This window comes from Nocardioides cremeus (assembly GCF_030518195.1).
In the GTDB taxonomy this organism is placed as follows: Bacteria; Actinomycetota; Actinomycetes; order Propionibacteriales; family Nocardioidaceae; genus Nocardioides; species Nocardioides cremeus.
The window spans coordinates 275,362-295,419 of the sequence record NZ_JAULSC010000002.1; the positions used below are offsets into that span (position 1 = coordinate 275,362).

A 20,058-nucleotide genomic window follows, 5' to 3' on the forward strand; every position below is an offset into this window, starting at 1 on the left:
ATGTGGACCGAGACCGAGAGCCCGATCGGGCCGCTGCGCCTCGTCGAGCGCGACGGCGCGCTGTCGGCGGTGGAGTTCTCGCCCTACCCCGAGGCCGGTGCACCCGACCCGGGCGAGCGGGGCGACGACCACCCGGTGCTGGTCGAGGCCGCGCGCCAGCTGGCGGCGTACTTCAACGGCGAGCTGCGCGACTTCGACCTGCCGCTGGCGCCGGTGGGCAGCGACTTCCAGCAGCGGGTCTGGGCCCAGCTGCGCACCATCGGCTACGGCGAGACCGCGTCGTACGGCGAGGTGGCGCGGGCGCTGGGCATGACCCACGCCGCCTCGCGGGCGGTCGGCCTGGCCAACGGGCGCAACCCGATCCCGGTGGTGATCCCGTGCCACCGGGTGATCGGGGCCAACGGCACGCTCACCGGGTATGCCGGCGGGCTGGAGCGCAAGCAGGTGCTGCTCGGCATCGAGCAGGACGGGTTGTTCTAGGTCGGTCCTGGGCCTGTCCTGGGCCCGGCGCTCGGGTCTAGGCGCTCTCGGCGGCGGCGCGGCGCAGCGACTCCGAGAGCCGCTCCGCGGCGGCCAGCACCGCCGGGGCGTGCATCCGCCCGGGCTGGCGCGAGAGCCGCTCGAGGGGACCGGAGACCGAGACTGCGGCGATGATCTTGCCGCTGGGGGAGCGGACGGGGGCCGAGACCGAGGCCACGCCCTGCTCGCGCTCGCCGACCGACTGGGCCCAGCCACGGCGCCGGATGCCGGAGAGGGCGGCGGCCGAGAAGGCGGCGTTTTGCAGGCCGCGGTGCATCCGCTCGGGGTCGTCCCAGGCCAGCAGGACCTGGGCGGCCGAGCCGGCACGCATGGTCAGCTGCGAGCCGACGGGGATGGTGTCGCGCAGGCCCGAGGGACGCTCGGCGGCGGCGACGCACACCCGGTGCTCGCCCTGGCGGCGCCACAGCTGGGCGGACTCGCCGGTGATGTCGCGCAGGCGCGCCAGCACCGGGCCGGCGGTGGCCAGCAGGCGGTCCTCGCCGGCGGCCGCGGAGAGCTCGGAGAGCCGGGGGCCGAGCACGAAGCGACCCTGCATGTCGCGGGCCACCAGGCGGTGGTGCTCCAGCGCGACCGCCAGGCGGTGCGCCGTGGGGCGCGCCAGCCCGGTCGCGGTCACGAGCCCGGCCAGGGTCGCCGGGCCGGCCTCGAGCGCGGTCAGCACGATCGCGGCCTTGTCGAGCACTCCCACTCCACTGCTGTCCATATGCCAATACTCGCGTCTCAAATCATGGGATGCAAGTCCTGTGACCGGGCTCTCATCCACGCTCGGCATGGAGCGCGCTCAGGATCCTCGGTCTCGCATTCCGGGACCCGTGTCTCACGAACTGGGATCGGCGACATAGGCTCGGTCCCTGTTCAACGTCGTCCACGAACCGTAAGAAGGAGCGCGTCATGGGCAGGACCCTGTCGGAGAAGGTCTGGGACGAGCACGTCGTCCGCTCGACCGCGGGAGAGCCCGACCTGCTCTACATCGACCTCCACCTCCTGCACGAGGTGACCTCGCCGCAGGCCTTCGACGGCCTGCGCCTGGCCGGGCGCCGGGTGCGCCGTCCGGACCTGACCCTGGCCACCGAGGACCACAACGTCCCGACCCTCGACTGGGACAAGCCGATCGCCGACCCGGTCTCGCGGACCCAGGTCGAGACGCTGCGTCGCAACGCCGAGGAGTTCGGGGTGCGGCTGCACCCCCTCGGCGACCTCGACCAGGGCATCGTGCACGTGGTCGGCCCGCAGCTGGGCCTGACCCAGCCCGGCATGACCATCGTCTGCGGCGACAGCCACACCAGCACCCACGGCGCCTTCGGTGCGATCGCCTTCGGCATCGGCACCTCCGAGGTCGAGCACGTGCTGGCCACCCAGACGCTGATGCAGGCCCGCCCCAAGACGATGGCGGTGACCATCAACGGCAGCCTGCCCGACGGCGTGACCGCCAAGGACATGGTGCTGAACCTGATCGCCCACACCGGCACCGGTGGCGGCCAGGGCTACATCGTGGAGTACCGCGGCCAGGCCATCGAGGAGCTCTCGATGGAGTCGCGGATGACGGTGTGCAACATGAGCATCGAGTGGGGCGCCAAGGCCGGGCTGATCGCGCCCGACCAGACCACCTTCGACTACATCGAGGGCCGCCCCGAGGCGCCGACCGGCGCCGACTGGGACGCCGCCGTCGAGCACTGGACGAGCCTGCGCACCGACGACGACGCGACGTACGACGCCGAGATCGTGCTGGACGCCTCCACGATGACCCCCTTCGTCACCTGGGGCACCAACCCCGGCCAGGGCGTCCCGCTGGGCGCCTCGGTGCCGCACCCCGACGACTTCGAGGAGGCCTCCGACCGGGTCGCGGCGCAGAAGGCGCTGGACTACATGGCCCTGGTGGCCGGCACCCCGATGCGCGAGGTCAGCGTCGACACGGTCTTCATCGGCTCCTGCACCAACGGCCGCATCGAGGACCTGCGCCTGGCCGCCGAGATCATCGAGGGCCGCACCGTCGCGCCCGACACCCGGCTGCTCGTGGTGCCCGGCTCGGTGCGGGTGCGCCTGCAGGCCGAGGACGAGGGCCTCGACGTCGTCTTCAAGGAGGCCGGCGCCGAGTGGCGTGGCGCGGGCTGCTCGATGTGCCTGGGCATGAACCCCGACACGCTCGCCCCGGGGGAGCGCAGCGCGTCGACCTCCAACCGCAACTTCGAGGGCCGCCAGGGCAAGGGCGGGCGCACCCACCTGGTCTCGATCCCCGTCGCCGCCGCCACGGCGGTGCGCGGCACCCTGTCCTCGCCCGCGGACCTGGACTGAGAGGCACCACCATGGAGAAGGTCACCACCCACACCGGCATCGGCGTCCCGCTGCGGCGCAGCAACGTCGACACCGACCAGATCATCCCCGCCGTCTACCTCAAGCGCGTCACGCGCACCGGCTTCGAGGACGGTCTCTTCGCCGCCTGGCGCAACGACCCCGAGTTCGTGCTCAACCACCCCGTCTACTCGCAGGGCTCGGTGCTGGTCGCCGGCCCCGACTTCGGCACCGGCTCCTCGCGCGAGCACGCCGTCTGGGCGCTGCAGAACTACGGCTTCAAGGTCGTGATCTCCTCGAGGTTCGCCGACATCTTCCGCGGCAACTCCGGCAAGGCCGGGCTGCTCGCGGCCCAGGTCGACGAGAAGGTCGTCCAGCGGCTGTGGGACCTGCTCGAGTCCGACCCGGGGGCTGCGGTCACCGTCGACCTCGAGTCGCGCACGGTGCGCGCCGGCGAGGGCGAGGACGCCATCGAGGACTCCTTCGACATCGACGACTACACCCGCTGGCGCCTGCTCGAGGGGCTCGACGACATCGGCATCACGCTGGGCCACGACGCCGACATCAGCACGTTCGAGGCCGACCGGCCGAGCTGGAAGCCGCTGACGATCCGCGCCTGACCCGCGCTTGATCGGCGCCGCGGCGGCGGCGTACGTCGACACGATCCTCGGCGTGGTCGTTGTGGCCCGGGCCACGAGTCCCTAGCGTGCAGGGAACATCGGGCAGCGCGCCGTGCTGCCGAGGTCTGGTCGAAGGGGAAGCGGAGTGAACAAGTCTCAGCTCATCGACGCGCTCGCAGCGCGGTACGAGGGGAACAGGAAGGCGGCCGCCCACGCGCTCGAGTCGGTCCTCGACACGATCACGCGCGAGGTGTCGCGCGGCGAGAAGGTCGCCATCACCGGGTTCGGGTCGTTCGAGAAGCGGGTGCGCGAGGCGCGGTGGGTGCGCAACCCGCGCACCGGTGAGCGGATCCAGGCCAAGAAGACGGCCGTGCCCAAGTTCACCCCCGGCGCCGACCTCAAAAACGTGGTCTCCGGTGCCAAGAAGCTGCCCGCGATGACCGTCGCCGCTGCCACCGCCCCGGCCGTGATGGCCGTCGACACGGTCAAGAAGGCCACGGGCAAGAAGTCGTCCGGCAAGAAGGCCCCCGCCACCAAGGTGGCGACGCCGAAGGCCGAGACGGCTGCCCCCGCGAAGAACGCGCCCGCGAAGAAGGCGCCCGCGAAGAAGGCGCCGGCCACCAAGGCGCCGGCGAAGAAGACTGCTGCGAAGAGCGCGCCGGCCAAGAAGACCGCTGCCAAGAAGGCGCCCGCGAAGAAGGCGCCTGCGAAGAAGACCGCGTCCAAGAAGACGTCGGCCACGAAGGCCCCGGCGCAGAAGACCGCGGCGAAGAGCGCGCCGGCCAAGAAGGCGCCTGCGAAGAAGACCGCCGCCAAGCAGGCGCCCGCCAAGAAGGCACCTGCGCAGAAGACCGCTGCCAAGAAGGCACCGGCCAAGAAGGCGCCCGCGAAGAAGACGGCGTCGTCGAGCGGCTCGGAGACCTCGAGCAGCAGCAGTTCCTCGTCCTCCTGATCCAGCCTCGCTGCGGCGGGTCGTCCCCTCCGGGGGGCGGCCCGCCGTGCGCGTCCGGTGGGTCAGAGCATGCCCAGGCCCGCGACCACCGTCGCGGTGCGCGGGCCCAGGCCGAGCGCGGTGGCGGCCTGCAGGTCGACCAGGTCGTCGACGTCACGGCGCAACGTGGCCGGGGCGTGGGCCACCTCGGAGCAGCCGGCGTCGAGGTGCGCCCTGCGCGAGGCGCCGCCGTACCGGGGCTCGAAGCGGTCGTACGCCGCGGCGTAGGCGGTCGTGCCGACCCCGGCGGCGTCGGGCACGAACGCGCCGGCCTCTCCGGTGGCCACGCCCAGCGCCACGAGCCCGTCCGCGAGGTCGTCGGGGCGCAGCGTGGGCAGGTCCGCGCAGAGCGCGACCGGGCGCAGCGTCGGCCAGCGGCGCTCGGCCTCGGCGGCGGCCTGGCGCAGCGTGGCGTTGAGGTCGCCGGAGTCGCCGTCGGGGATGCAGGCGGCGCCCAGCGCCAGCAGGGAGCTGGCGAACCCCGCGTCGTCGGTGACGACCAGGACCTGGGCCACGCCCGGGGTGGCCAGGCAGACGGCCACCGTGTCGAGCGCGAAGGCCGACGCCAGCGCGCGACGGGTGTCGTCGTCGAGACCCACCAGCCGCGACTTGCCGCGCGCGGGCGGCTTGACCGGCACCAGCACCACCCAGCCGTCCGTCGGCGCGGACGGACGGTGAACAGGGTCGGGCGTCGTGCTCATCGCGGCTCATCCTCGCAGGCGTCGCTGCACGCCGCTCGGGCCGGCTGCGAGTAGCCTGCAGGACCACGTCGGAGGCACCCCGCCCCGGCACCGTCGGCGAGGAGACGCGTGACCGTTCGCAAGCTGCAGCAACCCCGCGGCTGGGCGTTCAGCTTCGCTGTGCCCATCGTCAAGCCGCTGCTGCTCGCGACCACGCGACGCGACTGGCACGGCGGCGAGAAGCTCCCCGTGAGCGGTGGCTTCGTGCTGGTGCTCAACCACGTCTCCCACGTCGACCCGCTGCTGGCGGCTCACCTGCTCTACGACCACGGCCGGCTGCCGCGCTACCTGGCCAAGTCGGGGCTCTTCCGCAACCGGCTGCTCGCCTTCTTCCTGCGCGGCGCCGGCCAGATCCCGGTGCACCGGGCCTCCAGCTCGGCCGTCGGGGCGTACGACGCCGCGGTCGAGGCCGTGCGCCGCGGCGAGTGCGTGGTGGTCTACCCCGAGGGCACCATCACCCGCGACCCCGACCTGTGGCCGATGCGCGGCAAGACCGGTGCAGCGCGGATCGCCCTCGCGACCGGTTGCCCCGTGGTCCCGGTCGGGCAGTGGGGCGCCCAGGAGCTGCTCGCGCCGTACGCGAAGGTGCCGCACCTGGTGCCGCGCAAGAGGATCTCGATGCTGGTCGGCGACCCCGTCGACCTGAGCGACCTGGCCGGCCGGCCGGACCAGCGGGGCGGTCGCGCAGCCGCGGTGCAGCAGGCCACCGACCGGATCATGGCCGCGATCACGGGCCTGGTCGAGCAGGTGCGCGGCGAGCAGGCACCGCCCGAGCGTTTCGACATGCGCCGTGGCGGCGCGCAGGCAGACGAGCACCACCAGGACCGGAAGGACACCGCATGAGCTCCTCGACGCACGGCAAGGTCGCCGTCTTCAGTGCTGGGTCGTGGGGCACGGCCTTCTCGGTCGTGCTCGCCGACGCCGGCAACGACGTCACCCTCTGGGCCCGGCGCCCCGAGCTCGCGGAGGGCATCAACGAGCGCCGCGAGAACGCCGACTACCTGCCCGGCATCGAGCTCCCGCCGAGCGTTGATGCGACCACCGACGTCGAGAAGGCGCTGCACGGCGCCGACGTCGTGGTGCTGGCGACCCCGTCGCAGTCGCTGCGCGAGAACCTGACCACGTGGGCGCCGCACATCGAGGACGACGCCGTCCTGGTCTCGCTGATGAAGGGTGTCGAGCTCGGCAGCCTGAACCGGATGAGCGAGGTGATCCACCAGGTCACCGGCGCCGGCCCCGAGCGGATCGCCGTGGTGAGCGGCCCCAACCTCGCCAAGGAGATCGCCCGGCGCGAGCCGGCCGCCTCCGTGGTGGCCTGCGAGGACGAGTCGGTGGCCAAGCGGCTGCAGGAGCGCTGCCACTCGCCGGCCTTCCGCCCCTACACCTCGGTCGACGTGCTGGGCTGCGAGCTCGGTGGCGCCTACAAGAACGTCGTCGGCCTCGCCGTCGGCATGGCGGTGGGGCTGGGCTTCGGCGACAACACGACCGCCTCGATCATCACCCGCGGCCTCGCGGAGACCGCGCGGCTGGCGATGAAGCTCGGCGCCAACCCGCTGACGCTGATGGGGCTCGCCGGGCTCGGCGACCTGGTCGCCACCTGCTCCTCGCCGCTGTCGCGCAACCGCTCGTTCGGCGAGAAGCTGGGCCAGGGGATGACCACCGAGGAGATCTACGCCAGCACCAGCCAGGTCGCCGAGGGTGCGAAGTCGTGCTCGTCGCTGCGGGCCCTGGCCGAGCAGGTCGGCTGCGACGCCCCGGTCGCGCGCTACGTCGACGAGGTCGTCGCCGGCAACATGACGGCGCAGGAGATGATGGACGCCGTCCTCGCCCGCGACACCAAGGCCGAGACTGATTGAGCAGCAGGGCGCGAGGAACGAGCGCCCTGCGTCGCGAAGGAAGGTCGAGCAAGCCCGCGCCTGAGCTTGCGAAGGCGCGCCAGGCGTGCCGAGACCCGGTGACCCCATGGCGCACCCCATCCACCGCCGATCGAGGAGCGCCGCCGTCGGTCGAGGAGGCCCGCCGTTGGTCGAGGAGGTTGCGCAGCAACCGTCTCGAGACCCGGTGACCCCGCCGGCGTACGGAACTGGCGCCGGCTCGGCGGGGAACTGGCGCCGACTCGGCGAGGCGGGCGGTCGTTGGTCGAGGAGGTTGCGCAGCAACCGTCTCGAGACCCGGTGACCCCGCCGGCGTACGGAACTGGCGCCGGCTCGGCGGGGAACTGGCGCCGGCTCGGCGAGGCGGGCGGTCGTTGGTCGAGGAGGTTGCGCAGCAACCGTCTCGAGACCCGGTGACCCCCCGGCGTACGGAACTGGCGCCGGCTCGCGAGGAACTCGCGCCGGCTCGGCGAGGCGGGCGGTCGTTGGTCGAGGAGGTTGCGCAGCAACCGTTTTGAGACCCGGTGACCCCCCGGCGTACGGAACTGGCGCCGGCTCGGCGGTGAACTGGCGCCGGCTGGGCGAGGAACTGGCGCCGGCTGGGCGAGGAACTGGCGCCGGCTCGCGAGGAACTCACGCCGGCTCGCGGGGAACTGGCGCCGGCTCGGCGTACGCCGCAGGGCTCAGACCGTGAGGTCGTCCAGCGCCCCGGAGAGGTCGGCCCAGAGGTCGTCGACGTCCTCGACGCCCACGGAGAGCCGCACCAGCGCCTCGGAGACGGTGGTGGGCTCGAGCTTCCAGCGGCGCCGTCGCTCGAGGGTCGACTCGACCCCGCCGAGGCTGGTGGTGTGCACCCACAGCTTGGTCTTGCGGGTCAGCAGGTCGGCGGCCATCGCGCCACCGGCCAGCTCGATGGAGACGATCGCGCCGAAGCCGGGGTGGCGCACCCGGGCGACGGCGGGGTGCTCGGCCAGGCGCCGGGCCAGCTCGACGGCGTTGGCAGTGGCCCGCTCGACGCGCAGGTGCAGGGTGCGCATGCCGCGCAGCGCCAGCCACGACTCGAGGGTGCCCGGCACCGCGCCGAAGAGGTCGCGGCGGCCCTTGAGCACCCCGGCCAGCTCCTGGTCCTTGGTCACCAGCGCGCCGAGCAGCAGGTCACTGTGGCCGCCGAGGTACTTGGTCGCGGAGTGCACGACGATGTCGGCACCCTCGGCCAGCGGGGTCTGCACCAGGGGGGTGGCGAAGGTGTTGTCGACGACGACGTAGGCGCCGGCCCCGTGCGCGGCCTCGACGATGCGGGCCAGGTCGGCGATGTCGAGGTTGGGGTTGGTGGGGGTCTCGACCCACACCAGCGCCGCGTCCTCGCAGGCCGCCACGACGGCGTCGGTGTCGGCGATGTCGACCAACCGGCTGCGGACCCGACCGCGCATCTCGAGGTCGGCGAGCTGGGCCAGGCTGCCGCTGTAGGCGCTGTCGGGGGCCACGACCAGCGCGTCGTGGCCGACGAGGTCGAGCACGGTGGCCACGGCGGCCAGGCCGGAGGAGAAGGCCAGGGCGGTGCCACCCTCGAGCCGCCCCAGCGCGTCCTCGAACGCCTCCCAGGTCGGGTTGCCGTAGCGGCCGTACTCGCGGTCCCCGAGCGCGACGAAGGTCGAGGCCATCGTCAGCGGCTCGTTGAGGGGCCGGTCGGCCTCGTGCGGGGGGCGTCCGGCGTGGACGGCGACGGTGGCGGGCTGGGGAGTCTCGCTCATGGCCACAGACTAGGGTGACGCCCCATGACGCTGGCCAACCGGACGTGCCCCGAGACGTGCCCCCAGTCGTGCTCCTGGTCGTGCCCCGAGGGGTGCGCGTGATCGCCCTGGGCCTGGCCGAGATCGCCGCCGTGGTGGGCGGCGAGGTCGTCGGCGACGCGGACGTCGTGGTCGACGGACCGGTGGTGATCGACGGGCGCGAGGCCGCGCCGGGCAGCCTCTTCGCCGCCTTCGTCGGCGAGCACGTCGACGGCCACGAGCACGCCGAGCAGGCCGGGCAGCGGGGTGCGGTCGCCGTGCTGGGCAGCCGGCCCACCGGGCTGCCGACGGTCGTGGTCGACGACCCGCGCGCTGCCCTGCAGCGTCTCGCCGCCCACGTGGTCGAGCAGGTACGCGCCGCCGGCGGCCTGACGGTGGTGGGCATCACCGGCTCGCAGGGCAAGACCTCCACCAAGGACCTGCTCGGTGCGGTGCTGGCCCAGGCGGCGCCGACGGTCGCCACCCGCGGCTCCTTCAACAACGAGCTCGGGATGCCGCTGACCGCGCTGCGCGTCGAGACCGGCACCCGCTACCTGGTGCTCGAGCTCGGCGCCCGGGGGCGTGGCCACATCGCCGAGCTGGCGGCGCTGGTGCGTCCCGACGTCTCGCTGGTCCTCAACGTCGGGCAGGCGCACCTGGGGGAGTTCGGCTCGCGCGAGGCCATCGCCGAGGCCAAGGGCGAGCTCGTCGAGGCCCTCGACGCCGAGGGTACCGCGGTGCTCAACGCCGACGACGAGCGGGTCGTCGCGATGGCCGGGCGCACCCGCGGCAGGGTCGTCACGTTCGGGGCGCAGCAGGCTGCCGACGTACGGGTGGAGGAGCTGGTGCTCGACCGGCTCGGCCGGCCCTCCTTCACCCTGGTCACCGCGCAGGCACGGGTGCCGGTCACGCTGCAGCTCGTGGGCGCCCACCAGGCGATCAACGCGGCCGCCGCGGCCGCCGCCGCCATCGCCGCCGGCCTGGGCGTCGACGAGGTCGGCGCGGCGCTGGGCCAGGTGGCGTCGCTGTCGCAGTGGCGGATGGAGCTCAGCGAGCTCTCCAACGGCGTCACGGTGCTCAACGACTCCTACAACGCCAACCCCGAGTCGATGCGGGCGGCGCTCGACGCGCTGACCTCGATCGGCGCCGATCCCACGGTGCGCCGCACCGTCGCCGTGCTCGGCGAGATGCGCGAGCTCGGGGACACCAGCCACGACGAGCACCGGGGAGTCGGCTCCTACGCGGTCAAGCGGGGCGTCGACGTGGTGGTGGTCGTGGGCGAGGCCGCGCGCGGCATCCACGACGGCGCGGGGGAGCGTGGCCTGCTGCTCGCCGACAACGCGGCCGCCACGGCCTGGCTCGCCGAGCACGTCACCGAGGGTGACGCGGTTCTCTTCAAGGCCTCGCGCGGGGCGCGCCTGGACGAGGTGGCCGCGAGCCTTCAGTAGGGTCGCGGACCATGACCGAGACCCCCTCGCCCGAGACCCGCGCCCGCAGGACCCGGGTGGCCCTCGTCTTCGGCGGACGCTCCGGCGAGCACCCGATCTCGGCGGCGACCGCCGCCGGTGTGATGCGCGCGATCGACAGCGACAAGTACGACGTCCTGCCGATCGGCATCACCCGCGACGGCGACTGGGTGCTGGCCTCCGGCGACCCGGCGCAGTGGGAGCTGGCCTCGGGCCGGCTGCCCGAGGTGACGACCGGGTCGGGCCCGGCGCTGGCGAGCCTCACCGAGGCGGGCCCGGTCGACGTGGTCTTCCCGCTGCTGCACGGGCCCTACGGCGAGGACGGCACCATCCAGGGGCTCCTCGAGCTGGCGGGCGTGCGCTACGTCGGCGCCGGCGTGCTGGCCTCGGCCGTGGGCATGGACAAGCACTACATGAAGCTGGTCTTCGCCGGCCACGGGCTGCCGGTGGCGCCGTACGTCGTGGTCCGCCCGGCCGAGTGGGAGCAGGACCCCGGTGCCGTGGTGGAGCGGGTGCAGCAGGCGCTGGAGTTCCCGGTCTTCGTCAAGCCCGCCCGAGCTGGCTCCTCGCTCGGCGTCACCCGCGTCGACGACCTGACCGGGCTCGCCGACGCCGTCGAGGAGGCCCGTGCCCACGACCCCAAGGTGCTGGTCGAGCAGGGCGTCGAGGGCCGCGAGATCGAGTGCGCGGTGCTCGGTGGGCGGGGCGGCGGGCCGGCCCGCGCCTCCGTGCCCGGCGAGATCGTCGTCGACCACGGGGCCGCGACCTTCTACGACTTCGAGGCCAAGTACCTCTCCGACTCCCACGCCCGCACCGAGGCGCCGGCCGACCTGCCGGCCGACGTCGCCGAGCGGGTGCGCGAGGTGGCGGTGCAGGCCTTCGACTCGATCAGCGCCGAGGGGCTCTCCCGCGTCGACGTGTTCGTCACCCCCGAAGGCGAGGTGCTCCTCAACGAGATCAACACGATGCCCGGCTTCACCCCCATCTCGATGTACTCGAAGATGTGGGAGGCCACGGGGCTGACCTACACCGAGCTGGTCGACGAGCTGATCCAGCTGGCGCTCGAGCGCACCACCGGCCTGCGCTGACCCGGCCCGAATGTCCCACTGACCCGGCCTGAACTTCACCCTGACCCGGCCTGATCTTCGCGCTGACCCGGCCCGAACTTCGCGCTGACCCGGCCCGAATCTCACTGGGTGCCCGATGCCGGAGATCCGGGCCGGCTCAGCGGGCTATTTGCGCCGGCTCGGCGGGCTATTTGCGCCGGGTCGGCGGGGGATCTGCGCCGGGTCAGGGAAGCGTGCGGCGGACGAGGTCGAGGACGACCTGGCCCAGACTGGTGCCCGAGAGGGTGCAGGCGAACGGCATCACCGAGGTCTCGGTGGTGCCGGGGGTGATGGCGGTCTCGAGGAGCACGTAGGAGCCGTCGGCCGAGACGATGAAGTCGGAGCGCGAGAGGTGGCGCAGCCCCAGGACCTTGTGGGCCTCGCGGGCGGTGCGGCCCAGGTCCTCGATCAGCTCCTCCGGCAGGTCGGGGCGCGAGAACGACACGAACTCGGCGGTGTAGCGGGCGTCGAAGTCGAACTCGTGGCCCTTCTCGTACTCCACCGCCACCGGGGTCAGGGCCTCGACGCCCTCGTCGGTCTCGATGCAGACCACGCTGACGTCGGTGCCGTCGTAGAAGCGCTCGACCAGGGCGTCGTCGCCGTAGGCGTAGGCGGTCACCAGCGCGGAGGGCAGCGCGGCCAGGCCGTCGACGCCGGTGACGCCCAGGGCGCTGCCGCAGCGGGTGGGCTTGACCACGACGCGCTCACCGAGGCGGTGCATCACGTGCTCCATCAACGCGCTCGCGCCGATGTCGCGGAAGGTCTGGGCCGACAGGCCGACGCTCTCGGGCACCTCGATGCCGGCGCGGCGCAGCAGCTCGCGCGCGGTGCCCTTGTCGTGGGCGACCCGGCAGGCGCGGCTGCGGGTGCCGACGTAGGGCAGGTCGATCAGCTCGAGGAGGGTCTGGATCTCGCCGTCCTCGCCGAAGTGGCCGTGCAGGGCCGGGACGGCCGCGACCACCTTGTGCTGCTCAAGGGTGTGCAGCAGGTTGCGGTCGAAGTCGTAGGCCTCGGCCTCGACGCCGACCGCGCGCAGCTCGCGCACCAGGTTGCGGCCACTGGCCAGGGACACGTCGCGTTCGTGGCTCAGGCCGCCGGCGATGACGGCGACAGGACCGGGCAGCTGCTCCTCGCTCATGGGACGAGCGTCCCACATCGGGCGCGCGGCCCGGACACTCACTGGCAGCGCTGGACCAGGTCGAGGTGCGCCTTGACCGGTGCGGCGAGCTCGGAGAACGCCGCGAAGGACACCCCGCCCCGGTAGTCCTGGGGCACCACGACCTCGATCCGGGGCCGGTAGCCGATGGTGGTGCCGGTGACCGGCCCGTCCTCGCTCTCGAGCTCGGAGGGCGGGAAGAACCAGCCGACGCCGACGATCTCGTCGCACGACGGGGTGATCAGCTGCCGGAAGCCCGGCGGCTCCTCGACGCCGCAGGTCAGCAACAGCCCGTCGCCCCACGCGCGCGCGGGCGCGTCGGCGGGCGAGAGCTCGCGCCGCTCCAGGCCCGCCAGCTCGTCGGGCAGCGCGGCCAGGAAGGTCTCGCAGGTCGCCGCGGTCTCGGCGTCGAGGGTCGGGGCGCTGACCTCGACGGGACCCCCGCAGGCGCCCAGCAGCAGCAGCGGTGCCAGCCCGCAGGCAGCGACGACGCCCCGCCTGTTCGCGGGGGCGGGGCGTCGGGACGCGCTGCGGCGACGCGCGACCGGGACGGTCACGTCGGTCGGCTCAGATGTGGACGACGGGGCAGGTCAGGGTGCGGGTGATGCCGTCGAGGTTCTGGACCTTCGAGACGACCAGCTTGCCGAGCTCGTCGACGTTGCGGGCCTCGGCGCGCACGATCACGTCGTAGGGGCCGGTGACGTCCTCGGCGAGGGTCACGCCCTTGACCTGAGCGATCTCGGCTGCGACCTCCGCGGCCTTGCCGACGTCGGTCTGGATCAGGATGTAGGCCTGGACGACCATCGTGTTGCTCCTCAAGGGTTGTCGGCACGGCTCCGTTGCCGCGGACACGTCACCCGGATGTGTCGGCGACAACCTACCTGCTGACGACCCCAGGGTCACTGCGGCCCCGCGTGCCCGTGCCGAGCCGGAGGCCCGGGTGCGTCGCCGCCCGCGGCGGGGTCGGCGTCTGGTGGGATGGGTCCATGCCAGCGACGCCCCCGACCGACCCGCCCCTGGACCCCGCGGCGACCCTCGCCGACATCGGCGAGTTCGGCCTGATCTCGGCCCTGACCAGCTGCTTCGAGCAGGGCGAGCAGGTGCTCATCGGGCCGGGCGACGACGCCGCGGTGCTGCGGGTGCGCACCGGCCACGTGGTGGTCTCCACCGACCTCATGGTCGAGGGCCGGCACTTCCGCCGCGACTGGGCGGGGGCCGCCGACGTGGGCCACCGCGCCGCTGCGCAGAACATCTCCGACATCAACGCGATGGGCGGGCGGGCCAGCTCGCTGACCATCGGCCTTGCGGCGCCCGCCGACCTGGAGGCGCAGTGGGCCCTGGACTTCGCCCAGGGCTTCGCCGACGAGTGCGCGCTGGTCGGGGCCAGCATCGTGGGCGGCGACCTCACCCGCGCCGACCAGGTCGTCGTCGCGGTGACCGTGATGGGTGCCTGCACCGTCGCGCCGGTGGTCCGCTCGGGCGCCGAGCCCGGCGACGTGCTCGCGCTGGCGGGCCGACAGGGCTGGGCGGCCGGCGGGCTGGCGGTCCTGGGGCGCGGGTTCCGCTCCCCGCGGGTGCTGGTGGAGGCCTACCGCCGCCCGCAGCCGCCGTACGACGCCGGGCCGGCCGCCGCCGAGGCGGGCGCCACCGCGATGATCGACGTCTCCGACGGCCTGCTGGCCGAGGCCACGCACCTGGCGGTGTCGTCGGGGGTGGCCATCGACGTGCGCACCGACGCGCTCGACGTGCCCGAGCCGCTGCACGCGGTGGCGGCGGCGCTGGGCGGGGTCGACCCGGTCGCGTTCGTGCTCTCGGGCGGCGACGACCACGCGCTGCTGGCGACCTTCCCTGCCGGCGCCACCCTGCCGGAGGGCTGGTCGGTGATCGGCGAGGTGCGCGAGGGGGAGGGCGTCACCGTCGACGGCGCCCCGTGGAGGGGCGAGACCGGCTGGACGCACTTCTGACGCACGAACGGCCGCCACCCCGGTGGGGTGACGGCCGTTCGACGGCGGATCAGGGGGAGGTCAGCGCGAGACCTTGCCCGCCTTCAGGCAGCCGGTGCAGACGTTGAGGCGCTTGGGGGTGCCGTTGACCTTGGCACGCACGCGCTGGATGTTGGGGTCGAAGCGGCGCTTCGTGATCTTGCGCGACCACGGCCGGTTGTTGCCGAAGCCAGGCTTCTTGGCGCAGATGTCGCAGACGGCAGCCACCGTGAACTCCTGAAGGATCGAGGTTGGGACGAAAAGATGTGCACAACTGTCCGTGCACAGCCGAACGAGTCGAGGGCCCGGGTGCTCCGGGCAACCGCATCAGAGTATCCGAGGGGCCCGGTGCTGGGCCAATCGTGGCCGACTCCCTGCCGTTCGTGACCCTTCGGGGGACCACGCCCGTCACCAGCACACTAACGTGTGGCCCCGTGGAGCCAGTGGGACCGACCGGACGCGGGGTGAGCCTCGAGGTCGTGCTGCTCTTCGTCGACATCGCCGTCGACGCCCTGGGCGCGGCCCGCGAGGAGATCGACGCCCTCAACGTCTACCCCGTGCCCGACGGCGACACCGGCACCAACATGTACCTGACGGTCTCCGCGGCGCGCGACGCCGTGCGCGAGGCGACCGGGGGAGACCCCGGCGCCGACCTCGGCGAGGCGCTGGCCGCCTTCAGCCGGGGCGCGCTGCTGGGTGCGCGCGGCAACTCCGGGGTGATCCTCAGCGAGATGATGCGCGCCATCGCCCGCCGTCTGGCGCGCTCGACCCCCGAGGAGCGCAACGCCGAGGTGCTCGCGCAGGCGCTGCGCCTCGCGTCCGACGCGGCGTACGCCGCCGTGGGCACCCCCGTGGAGGGCACCATCCTCTCCGTGGCGCGGGCCGCGGCCGAGGCGGCCGAGGTGACGACCGAGGAGCCCGGGGCGCGCACCCGAGACGTCTTCACGGACGCCGCCGAGGCGGCCCGCGCGGCGCTGGCGCGCACTCCCGGCCAGCTGCAGGCGCTGGCCGACGCCGGTGTCGTCGACGCCGGCGGGCGGGGGCTCAGCGTGGTCCTCGACGCCGCCGAGACCGCGCTGACCGGGCGCCGGCCCGAGCCGGTCCTGCCGCGGATCGGCCGGCACGCCATCCCCGTCACCACGCCGACGACCGGCTCCGGCCACCCGCCGGGCGCCGACCTGACCCCGGGCGGGCCGTCGTACGAGGTGATGTACCTGCTCGACACCGACGCCGAGCAGGTCCCGGCGCTGCGCGAGCGGCTCGCGGGGCTCGGCGACTCCCTGGTCGTGGTCGGCGACGAGCGGCTCTGGAACGTCCACGTGCACGTCGACGACGTCGGCGCGGCCATCGAGGCCGGCATCGAGGCCGGTCGACCGCACCGCATCCGGGTGACCCACTTCCACGACCAGGTCACCCAGCAGGCCGCGCAGGAGCGCGAGGCCGCCCGCCCGCGCGAGGGTCGTTGCGTGGTCGTCGTCTCCGCCGGCCCCGGTCTCACCGCGCTCTTCGGGGAGGCCGGCGCCGTGGTCGTGGAGGGCGGCCCGGGCCGGCGACCCTCCACCGGCGACCTGCTCGGGGCCATCACCGGCTGCGGCGCCCAGGAGGTGGTGGTGCTGCCCAACGACGGCGACTCGGTGCGCGCCGCCCAGGTCGCGGCCTCGACGGCCACCCAGGACACCGGGGTCAGGGTCGCGGTCATCCCGACCCAGGCGCAGGTGCAGGGACTCGCCGCGCTGGCGGTGCACGAGCCCGGCCGCGGCTTCGACGCCGACGTGCTCGAGATGACCGCCACCGCCCGCCACGCCCGCCACGGCGCGGTCACGGTCGCGGCGCGCCAGGCGATGACGATGGCCGGCCCGTGCGAGCCCGGCGACGCCCTCGGCGTGGTCGCGGGCGACTTCGCGGTCGTCGGCTCGGCGCTGGCCGACGTCGCCACCGAGGTGCTCGAGCGGCTGGTGGTCGGCGGCGGCGAGCTCGTCACCATCGTCTCGGGCGCCGACGACCCCGAGGGCGCCCTCGCCGAGCACTGCACCGCCTGGCTCGCCGAGCACCACCCCTATGTCGACGCCGTGGTGTACGACGGTGGGCAGGAGCGCTACCCGCTCCTGCTGGCCGTGGAGTGAGCGAGGAGGTGCGGCCGTGATCTCGATGGACTCGCCGGTCGAGACCGTGCTGGGCGACACCGGCACCAAGGCCCCCAAGATCGCCAAGGGGCTGGGGCTGCGCACCGTGGGCGAGCTGGTCCACCACCTGCCCCGGCGCTACGTGCGCACCCGCGAGCTGACGACGGTCGACACCCTCGAGGAGGGCGAGCTGCTCACGGTGGTGGGCCAGATCGGCCAGACCCGCCGGCGCGAGTACACCGACCGCCGCACCGGGCGCACGGCGTACCGCGTCGACACGGTGCTGCGCACCGACGGTCCGAGCCTGCGGATGTCGTTCTTCGCCAAGAAGGCGCACATGGCCGACTGGCACGAGCGGCGCCTGCCCGAGGGTCGGCGCGGCATCTTCCAGGGCAAGGTCGGCCGCTTCAACGGCGACTGGCAGCTGACCAACCCGCAGATGGTGCTGATGGGCACCGAGGGCGAGGACGCCGCCCAGCTCTCGCTCGAGACCCTCGGCGACCTCTACCCGATCTACCCGCTCACCAAGGGCGTCGACACCTGGGACCTGCAGCGGGCGATCACCTTCGCGCTGGCGGTGCTCGACGAGGTGCCCGAGCTGCTGCCCGAGCACGTGCGCGCGAAGGCCGGGCTGGTCGACGCCGGCACCGCGCTGGAGTGGGTGCACCACCCGAAGGACCACTCCCAGGTCACGAGGGCGCTGCAGCGGCTGCGCTTCGACGAGGCGATCGTCACCCAGCTCGTGCTCGCGCGCCGCCGGCGGGCGCTGGCCGCCCTCGGCGCCCGCCCGCGCGCCGGTCGCAGCGGCGGACTCCTCGACGCCTTCGACGCCCGCCTGCCCTTCGAGCTGACCGCCGGCCAGGTGGAGGTCGGCGCCGAGATCGACGCCGACCTGGCCCGCGAGCGGCCGATGAACCGGCTGCTGCAGGGCGAGGTCGGCTCGGGCAAGACGCTGGTGGCGCTGCGCGCGATGCTGCGGGTCGTCGACTCCGGGGCGCAGGCCGCCCTGCTCGCGCCCACCGAGGTGCTGGCCCAGCAGCACCACCGCTCGATCACCGCGATGCTCGGTGACCTGGCCACCGCGGGCCTGCTGGGCGGCGCCGACGAGGCCACCGCGGTGGAGCTGCTGACCGGGTCGATGACCAGGACCCAGCGCACCGGCCCGATGTCGCGGCTGGCCTCGGGCGAGGCCGGCATCGTGATCGGCACGCACGCCCTGCTCGAGGACCGCGTGGGCTTCGCCGACCTCGGCCTCGTCGTCGTCGACGAGCAGCACCGCTTCGGGGTCGAGCAGCGCGCCGCCCTCACCGACAAGGCCGGCACCCCGCCGCACGTGCTGGTGATGACTGCCACCCCGATCCCGCGCACGGTGGCGATGACGGTCTTCGGCGACCTCGAGATCTCCACGCTGACCGAGCTGCCCGCCGGGCGGGCGCCGGTGCAGACCACGGTGGTGCCCGTCGCCGACGCCCCGCACTGGGTCGACCGGGTCTGGCAGCGGGTGCGCGAGGAGGTCGCGGCCGGCCACCAGGTCTACGTGGTGTGCCCGCGCATCGCCGGCGACGAGCCCGAGGCCGGCCAGGGCGACGTGCCCGAGGAGGAGCGCACCGACCGTCCGCTCAGCGCCGTCGAGGAGGTCGTAGAGGAGCTGCGCGGGGGCCCGTTGAGCGGGTTGCGCCTGGCCGCGCTGCACGGACGGCTGGCCCCCGACGCCAAGGACGCCACGATGCGCTCCTTCGCCGGCGGCGAGGTCGACGTGCTGGTCTCCACCACGGTCATCGAGGTCGGTGTCGACGTCGCCAACGCCACCGCGATGGTGCTCCTCGACGCCGACCGGTTCGGCGTCTCCCAGCTCCACCAGCTGCGCGGCCGGGTGGGCCGCGGCGGGCACCCGGGGCTGTGCCTGCTGGTCACCCACAGCGAGGTCGGCAGCCCCGCCCGCGGGCGGCTCGAGGCGGTCGCGGCGACCTCCGACGGCTTCGAGCTCAGCCGGGTCGACCTCGAGCAGCGCCGCGAGGGCGACGTGCTCGGCGCCCACCAGTCCGGCTACCGGTCCTCGCTGCGCACCCTGCGCGTGCTGCGCGACGAGGAGACGATCCTCGCCGCCCGGGGCGCGGCCGGCGACCTGCTCGAGAGCGACCCCGACCTCGCGGGAGCGCCCGCCCTGGCCGCGGCCGTCGGGCAGCTCGAGCGGTCGGTGGCCGCCGACTTCGTCGACCGCTCGTAGGATCGCCCCCCATGACGCGCATCATCGGCGGCAGCGCCGGCGGACGCCGCCTGAGCCCCCCGCCCGGCACCGCCACCCGCCCGACCGCCGACCGGGTCAGGGAGGCGCTGTTCTCCTCCATCGAGGCCGCCACCGGCTCGCTCGAGGGCCTGCGCTTCCTCGACCTGTACGCCGGCTCCGGCGCGGTCGGTCTCGAGGCGCTCTCGCGCGGGGCCGGGGTGGCGACCCTCGTCGAGTCCGACCGGCGCACCGCCGGGCTGATCGCGACCAACGCGCGCACCCTCGGCTTCCCCCGCGCCGAGGTGCTCGCGGCGCCGGTGGCGGCCACGCTGGGCCGGGCCCCGGTGGCGCCGTACGACGTGGTCTTCATGGACCCGCCCTACCCGCTGTCCGAGGAGGACCTGGCTGCCGACCTCGCCGCCCTGCTCGCGCAGGGCTGGCTGGTGCCCGACGCGCTGGTCGTCGTGGAGCGCTCGCGGCGCAGCCCCGAGCCGGGGTTCCCCGCCGGCTTCGTCGAGGTCCGCTCGCGCAAGTACGGTGAGACGACCCTGTGGTCGGCCCACGCGCCCGTGGACGAGCCGGGGGAGACAGCAGCCGAGCCGGTCGCACCGGCACCAGGAGCGGGGGAGCAGTAGTGCGCCGAGCCGTCTGCCCGGGGTCCTTCGACCCCGTCACCAACGGACACATCGACATCGTGCGGCGAGCGGCCTCGCTCTTCGACGAGGTCGTCGTCGCGGTCGGGGTGAACAAGTCCAAGAACCGGATGTTCTCGCCCGAGGAGCGGATGGCGATGCTCACCGAGGCCTGCGCCGACTTCGACAACGTGCGCGTCGACGGCTTCAAGGGCCTGCTCACCGACTACTGCGCCGAGCACGGCATCCACGCCATCGTCAAGGGCCTGCGCGCGGTCAGCGACTTCGACTACGAGCTGCAGATGGCCCAGATGAACTCCTCGCTGACCGAGGTCGAGACCGTCTTCGTGCCCACCAGCCCCGAGTACTCCTTCCTGGCCTCGAGCCTGGTCAAGGAGGTCGCGACCTTCGGCGGCGACGTCTCCACGCTGGTGCCCGACTTCGTGCACGCCCGGCTCACCGCACGCATCGCGGAGCAGCGCGGACGAGCGGGGCGGCGCGTTTTGCCCCGTCGTTCCCCCGAGGGCTACGATTCCCGCTGAT

20 protein-coding genes are annotated in these 20,058 nt (G+C 73.8%); 13 read left to right on the forward strand and 7 right to left on the reverse strand.

Annotated features, from left to right (window positions below):
* Positions 1–480: a methylated-DNA--[protein]-cysteine S-methyltransferase gene (locus QWJ41_RS04260; protein ID WP_302705918.1), complete on the forward strand. Its 480-nt coding sequence runs from the start codon at positions 1–3 to the stop codon at positions 478–480.
* A 37-nt stretch (positions 481–517) separates the two neighbouring features.
* Here the strand turns inward: QWJ41_RS04260 and QWJ41_RS04265 are convergent, their stop codons facing one another.
* On the reverse strand, positions 518–1,243 hold the full coding sequence (locus tag QWJ41_RS04265) for an IclR family transcriptional regulator (protein ID WP_193667925.1): 726 nt from the start codon (positions 1,241–1,243) through the stop codon (positions 518–520).
* 188 nt (positions 1,244–1,431) lie between these two features.
* Between QWJ41_RS04265 and leuC the strand changes: the two genes are divergently transcribed.
* The 3 genes from leuC to QWJ41_RS04280 all read left to right on the forward strand — a co-directional run bounded on the left by leuC (position 1,432) and on the right by QWJ41_RS04280 (position 4,401).
* Positions 1,432–2,832 (forward strand): 3-isopropylmalate dehydratase large subunit, encoded by a 1,401-nt coding sequence (gene leuC, locus QWJ41_RS04270; RefSeq protein WP_302705919.1) that lies wholly within the window; start codon positions 1,432–1,434, stop codon positions 2,830–2,832.
* 11 nt (positions 2,833–2,843) lie between these two features.
* A complete protein-coding gene (gene leuD, locus QWJ41_RS04275; protein ID WP_302705920.1) occupies positions 2,844–3,449 on the forward strand; it encodes a 3-isopropylmalate dehydratase small subunit in 606 nt (201 codons plus the stop codon).
* 145 nt (positions 3,450–3,594) lie between these two features.
* Positions 3,595–4,401, forward strand: a complete 807-nt coding sequence (locus tag QWJ41_RS04280; protein WP_302705921.1) for an HU family DNA-binding protein — start codon at positions 3,595–3,597, stop codon at positions 4,399–4,401.
* A 62-nt stretch (positions 4,402–4,463) separates the two neighbouring features.
* On the opposite strand, the gene cofC is transcribed toward QWJ41_RS04280, so the two are convergent.
* Positions 4,464–5,141 carry a 2-phospho-L-lactate guanylyltransferase gene (gene cofC / locus QWJ41_RS04285; RefSeq protein WP_302705922.1) on the reverse strand — a complete coding sequence of 226 codons (678 nt, stop codon included), beginning with the start codon at positions 5,139–5,141 and terminating at the stop codon, positions 4,464–4,466.
* A 108-nt stretch (positions 5,142–5,249) separates the two neighbouring features.
* Here cofC and QWJ41_RS04290 point away from each other — a divergent pair, with 108 nt between their 5' ends.
* Entirely contained in the window at positions 5,250–6,023 is a 774-nt protein-coding gene (locus QWJ41_RS04290) for a lysophospholipid acyltransferase family protein (protein ID WP_302705923.1), read from the forward strand.
* The gene (locus QWJ41_RS04295; RefSeq protein ID WP_302705924.1) at positions 6,020–7,036 is read left to right on the forward strand and encodes an NAD(P)H-dependent glycerol-3-phosphate dehydrogenase; all 1,017 of its coding nucleotides are present in this window, start codon (positions 6,020–6,022) and stop codon (positions 7,034–7,036) included. Before QWJ41_RS04290 ends, QWJ41_RS04295 begins: the two co-directional genes overlap by 4 nt.
* A gap of 701 nt (positions 7,037–7,737) precedes the next feature.
* Here QWJ41_RS04295 and QWJ41_RS04300 read toward each other — a convergent pair.
* Positions 7,738–8,805: a trans-sulfuration enzyme family protein gene (locus QWJ41_RS04300; protein WP_302705925.1), complete on the reverse strand. Its 1,068-nt coding sequence runs from the start codon at positions 8,803–8,805 to the stop codon at positions 7,738–7,740.
* Positions 8,806–8,861: 56 nt separating this feature from the next.
* On the opposite strand from QWJ41_RS04300, the gene QWJ41_RS04305 reads away from it, so the two are divergent.
* Together QWJ41_RS04305 and QWJ41_RS04310 are read left to right on the forward strand one after the other, a co-directional pair.
* Positions 8,862–10,271 carry a UDP-N-acetylmuramoyl-tripeptide--D-alanyl-D-alanine ligase gene (locus QWJ41_RS04305; protein WP_336623274.1) on the forward strand — a complete coding sequence of 470 codons (1,410 nt, stop codon included), beginning with the start codon at positions 8,862–8,864 and terminating at the stop codon, positions 10,269–10,271.
* A gap of 11 nt (positions 10,272–10,282) precedes the next feature.
* The gene (locus QWJ41_RS04310) at positions 10,283–11,377 is read left to right on the forward strand and encodes a D-alanine--D-alanine ligase family protein (RefSeq protein ID WP_302705926.1); all 1,095 of its coding nucleotides are present in this window, start codon (positions 10,283–10,285) and stop codon (positions 11,375–11,377) included.
* A 202-nt stretch (positions 11,378–11,579) separates the two neighbouring features.
* Here the strand turns inward: QWJ41_RS04310 and QWJ41_RS04315 are convergent, their stop codons facing one another.
* From QWJ41_RS04315 to QWJ41_RS04325, 3 genes are read right to left on the reverse strand one after another with little or no spacing between them, the layout of a single operon-like run.
* Positions 11,580–12,533, reverse strand: coding sequence for a D-alanine--D-alanine ligase family protein (locus tag QWJ41_RS04315; protein ID WP_302705927.1), 954 nt, complete (start codon positions 12,531–12,533; stop codon positions 11,580–11,582).
* A 38-nt stretch (positions 12,534–12,571) separates the two neighbouring features.
* The gene (locus QWJ41_RS04320; protein ID WP_302705928.1) at positions 12,572–13,108 is read right to left on the reverse strand and encodes a DUF3515 family protein; all 537 of its coding nucleotides are present in this window, start codon (positions 13,106–13,108) and stop codon (positions 12,572–12,574) included.
* Between the two features lie 10 nt (positions 13,109–13,118).
* The gene (locus tag QWJ41_RS04325; RefSeq protein ID WP_107771615.1) at positions 13,119–13,355 is read right to left on the reverse strand and encodes an Lrp/AsnC family transcriptional regulator; all 237 of its coding nucleotides are present in this window, start codon (positions 13,353–13,355) and stop codon (positions 13,119–13,121) included.
* 212 nt (positions 13,356–13,567) lie between these two features.
* On the opposite strand from QWJ41_RS04325, the gene QWJ41_RS04330 reads away from it, so the two are divergent.
* On the forward strand, positions 13,568–14,515 hold the full coding sequence (locus QWJ41_RS04330; protein WP_439117305.1) for a thiamine-phosphate kinase: 948 nt from the start codon (positions 13,568–13,570) through the stop codon (positions 14,513–14,515).
* Positions 14,516–14,575: 60 nt separating this feature from the next.
* On the opposite strand, the gene rpmB is transcribed toward QWJ41_RS04330, so the two are convergent.
* Positions 14,576–14,761, reverse strand: coding sequence for a 50S ribosomal protein L28 (gene rpmB, locus QWJ41_RS04335; protein ID WP_056862348.1), 186 nt, complete (start codon positions 14,759–14,761; stop codon positions 14,576–14,578).
* Between the two features lie 236 nt (positions 14,762–14,997).
* Here rpmB and QWJ41_RS04340 point away from each other — a divergent pair, with 236 nt between their 5' ends.
* Genes QWJ41_RS04340 through coaD form a run of 4 tightly spaced genes read left to right on the forward strand, consistent with a single transcriptional unit; the run spans position 14,998 to position 20,057 of the window.
* Positions 14,998–16,656, forward strand: a complete 1,659-nt coding sequence (locus tag QWJ41_RS04340; RefSeq protein WP_302705930.1) for a DAK2 domain-containing protein — start codon at positions 14,998–15,000, stop codon at positions 16,654–16,656.
* Between the two features lie 25 nt (positions 16,657–16,681).
* Positions 16,682–18,883, forward strand: coding sequence for an ATP-dependent DNA helicase RecG (locus QWJ41_RS04345; RefSeq protein ID WP_302705950.1), 2,202 nt, complete (start codon positions 16,682–16,684; stop codon positions 18,881–18,883).
* Positions 18,884–18,894: 11 nt separating this feature from the next.
* On the forward strand, positions 18,895–19,518 hold the full coding sequence (rsmD, locus tag QWJ41_RS04350) for a 16S rRNA (guanine(966)-N(2))-methyltransferase RsmD (protein ID WP_302705931.1): 624 nt from the start codon (positions 18,895–18,897) through the stop codon (positions 19,516–19,518).
* The gene (gene coaD / locus QWJ41_RS04355; RefSeq protein WP_302705932.1) at positions 19,518–20,057 is read left to right on the forward strand and encodes a pantetheine-phosphate adenylyltransferase; all 540 of its coding nucleotides are present in this window, start codon (positions 19,518–19,520) and stop codon (positions 20,055–20,057) included. Before rsmD ends, coaD begins: the two co-directional genes overlap by 1 nt.
* Position 20,058: the final 1 nt, after the last annotated feature.

Coding starts and splice junctions, on each gene's coding strand:
- QWJ41_RS04260 (WP_302705918.1), top strand. CDS start 1: ATGTGGACCGAGACCGAGAGCCCGATCGGGCCGCTGCGCCTCGTCGAG.
- QWJ41_RS04265 (WP_193667925.1), bottom strand. CDS start 1,243: ATGGACAGCAGTGGAGTGGGAGTGCTCGACAAGGCCGCGATCGTGCTG.
- leuC (WP_302705919.1), top strand. CDS start 1,432: ATGGGCAGGACCCTGTCGGAGAAGGTCTGGGACGAGCACGTCGTCCGC.
- leuD (WP_302705920.1), top strand. CDS start 2,844: ATGGAGAAGGTCACCACCCACACCGGCATCGGCGTCCCGCTGCGGCGC.
- cofC (WP_302705922.1), bottom strand. CDS start 5,141: ATGAGCACGACGCCCGACCCTGTTCACCGTCCGTCCGCGCCGACGGAC.
- QWJ41_RS04295 (WP_302705924.1), top strand. CDS start 6,020: ATGAGCTCCTCGACGCACGGCAAGGTCGCCGTCTTCAGTGCTGGGTCG.
- QWJ41_RS04300 (WP_302705925.1), bottom strand. CDS start 8,805: ATGAGCGAGACTCCCCAGCCCGCCACCGTCGCCGTCCACGCCGGACGC.
- QWJ41_RS04310 (WP_302705926.1), top strand. CDS start 10,283: ATGACCGAGACCCCCTCGCCCGAGACCCGCGCCCGCAGGACCCGGGTG.
- QWJ41_RS04315 (WP_302705927.1), bottom strand. CDS start 12,533: ATGAGCGAGGAGCAGCTGCCCGGTCCTGTCGCCGTCATCGCCGGCGGC.
- QWJ41_RS04325 (WP_107771615.1), bottom strand. CDS start 13,355: ATGGTCGTCCAGGCCTACATCCTGATCCAGACCGACGTCGGCAAGGCC.
- QWJ41_RS04345 (WP_302705950.1), top strand. CDS start 16,682: ATGGACTCGCCGGTCGAGACCGTGCTGGGCGACACCGGCACCAAGGCC.
- rsmD (WP_302705931.1), top strand. CDS start 18,895: ATGACGCGCATCATCGGCGGCAGCGCCGGCGGACGCCGCCTGAGCCCC.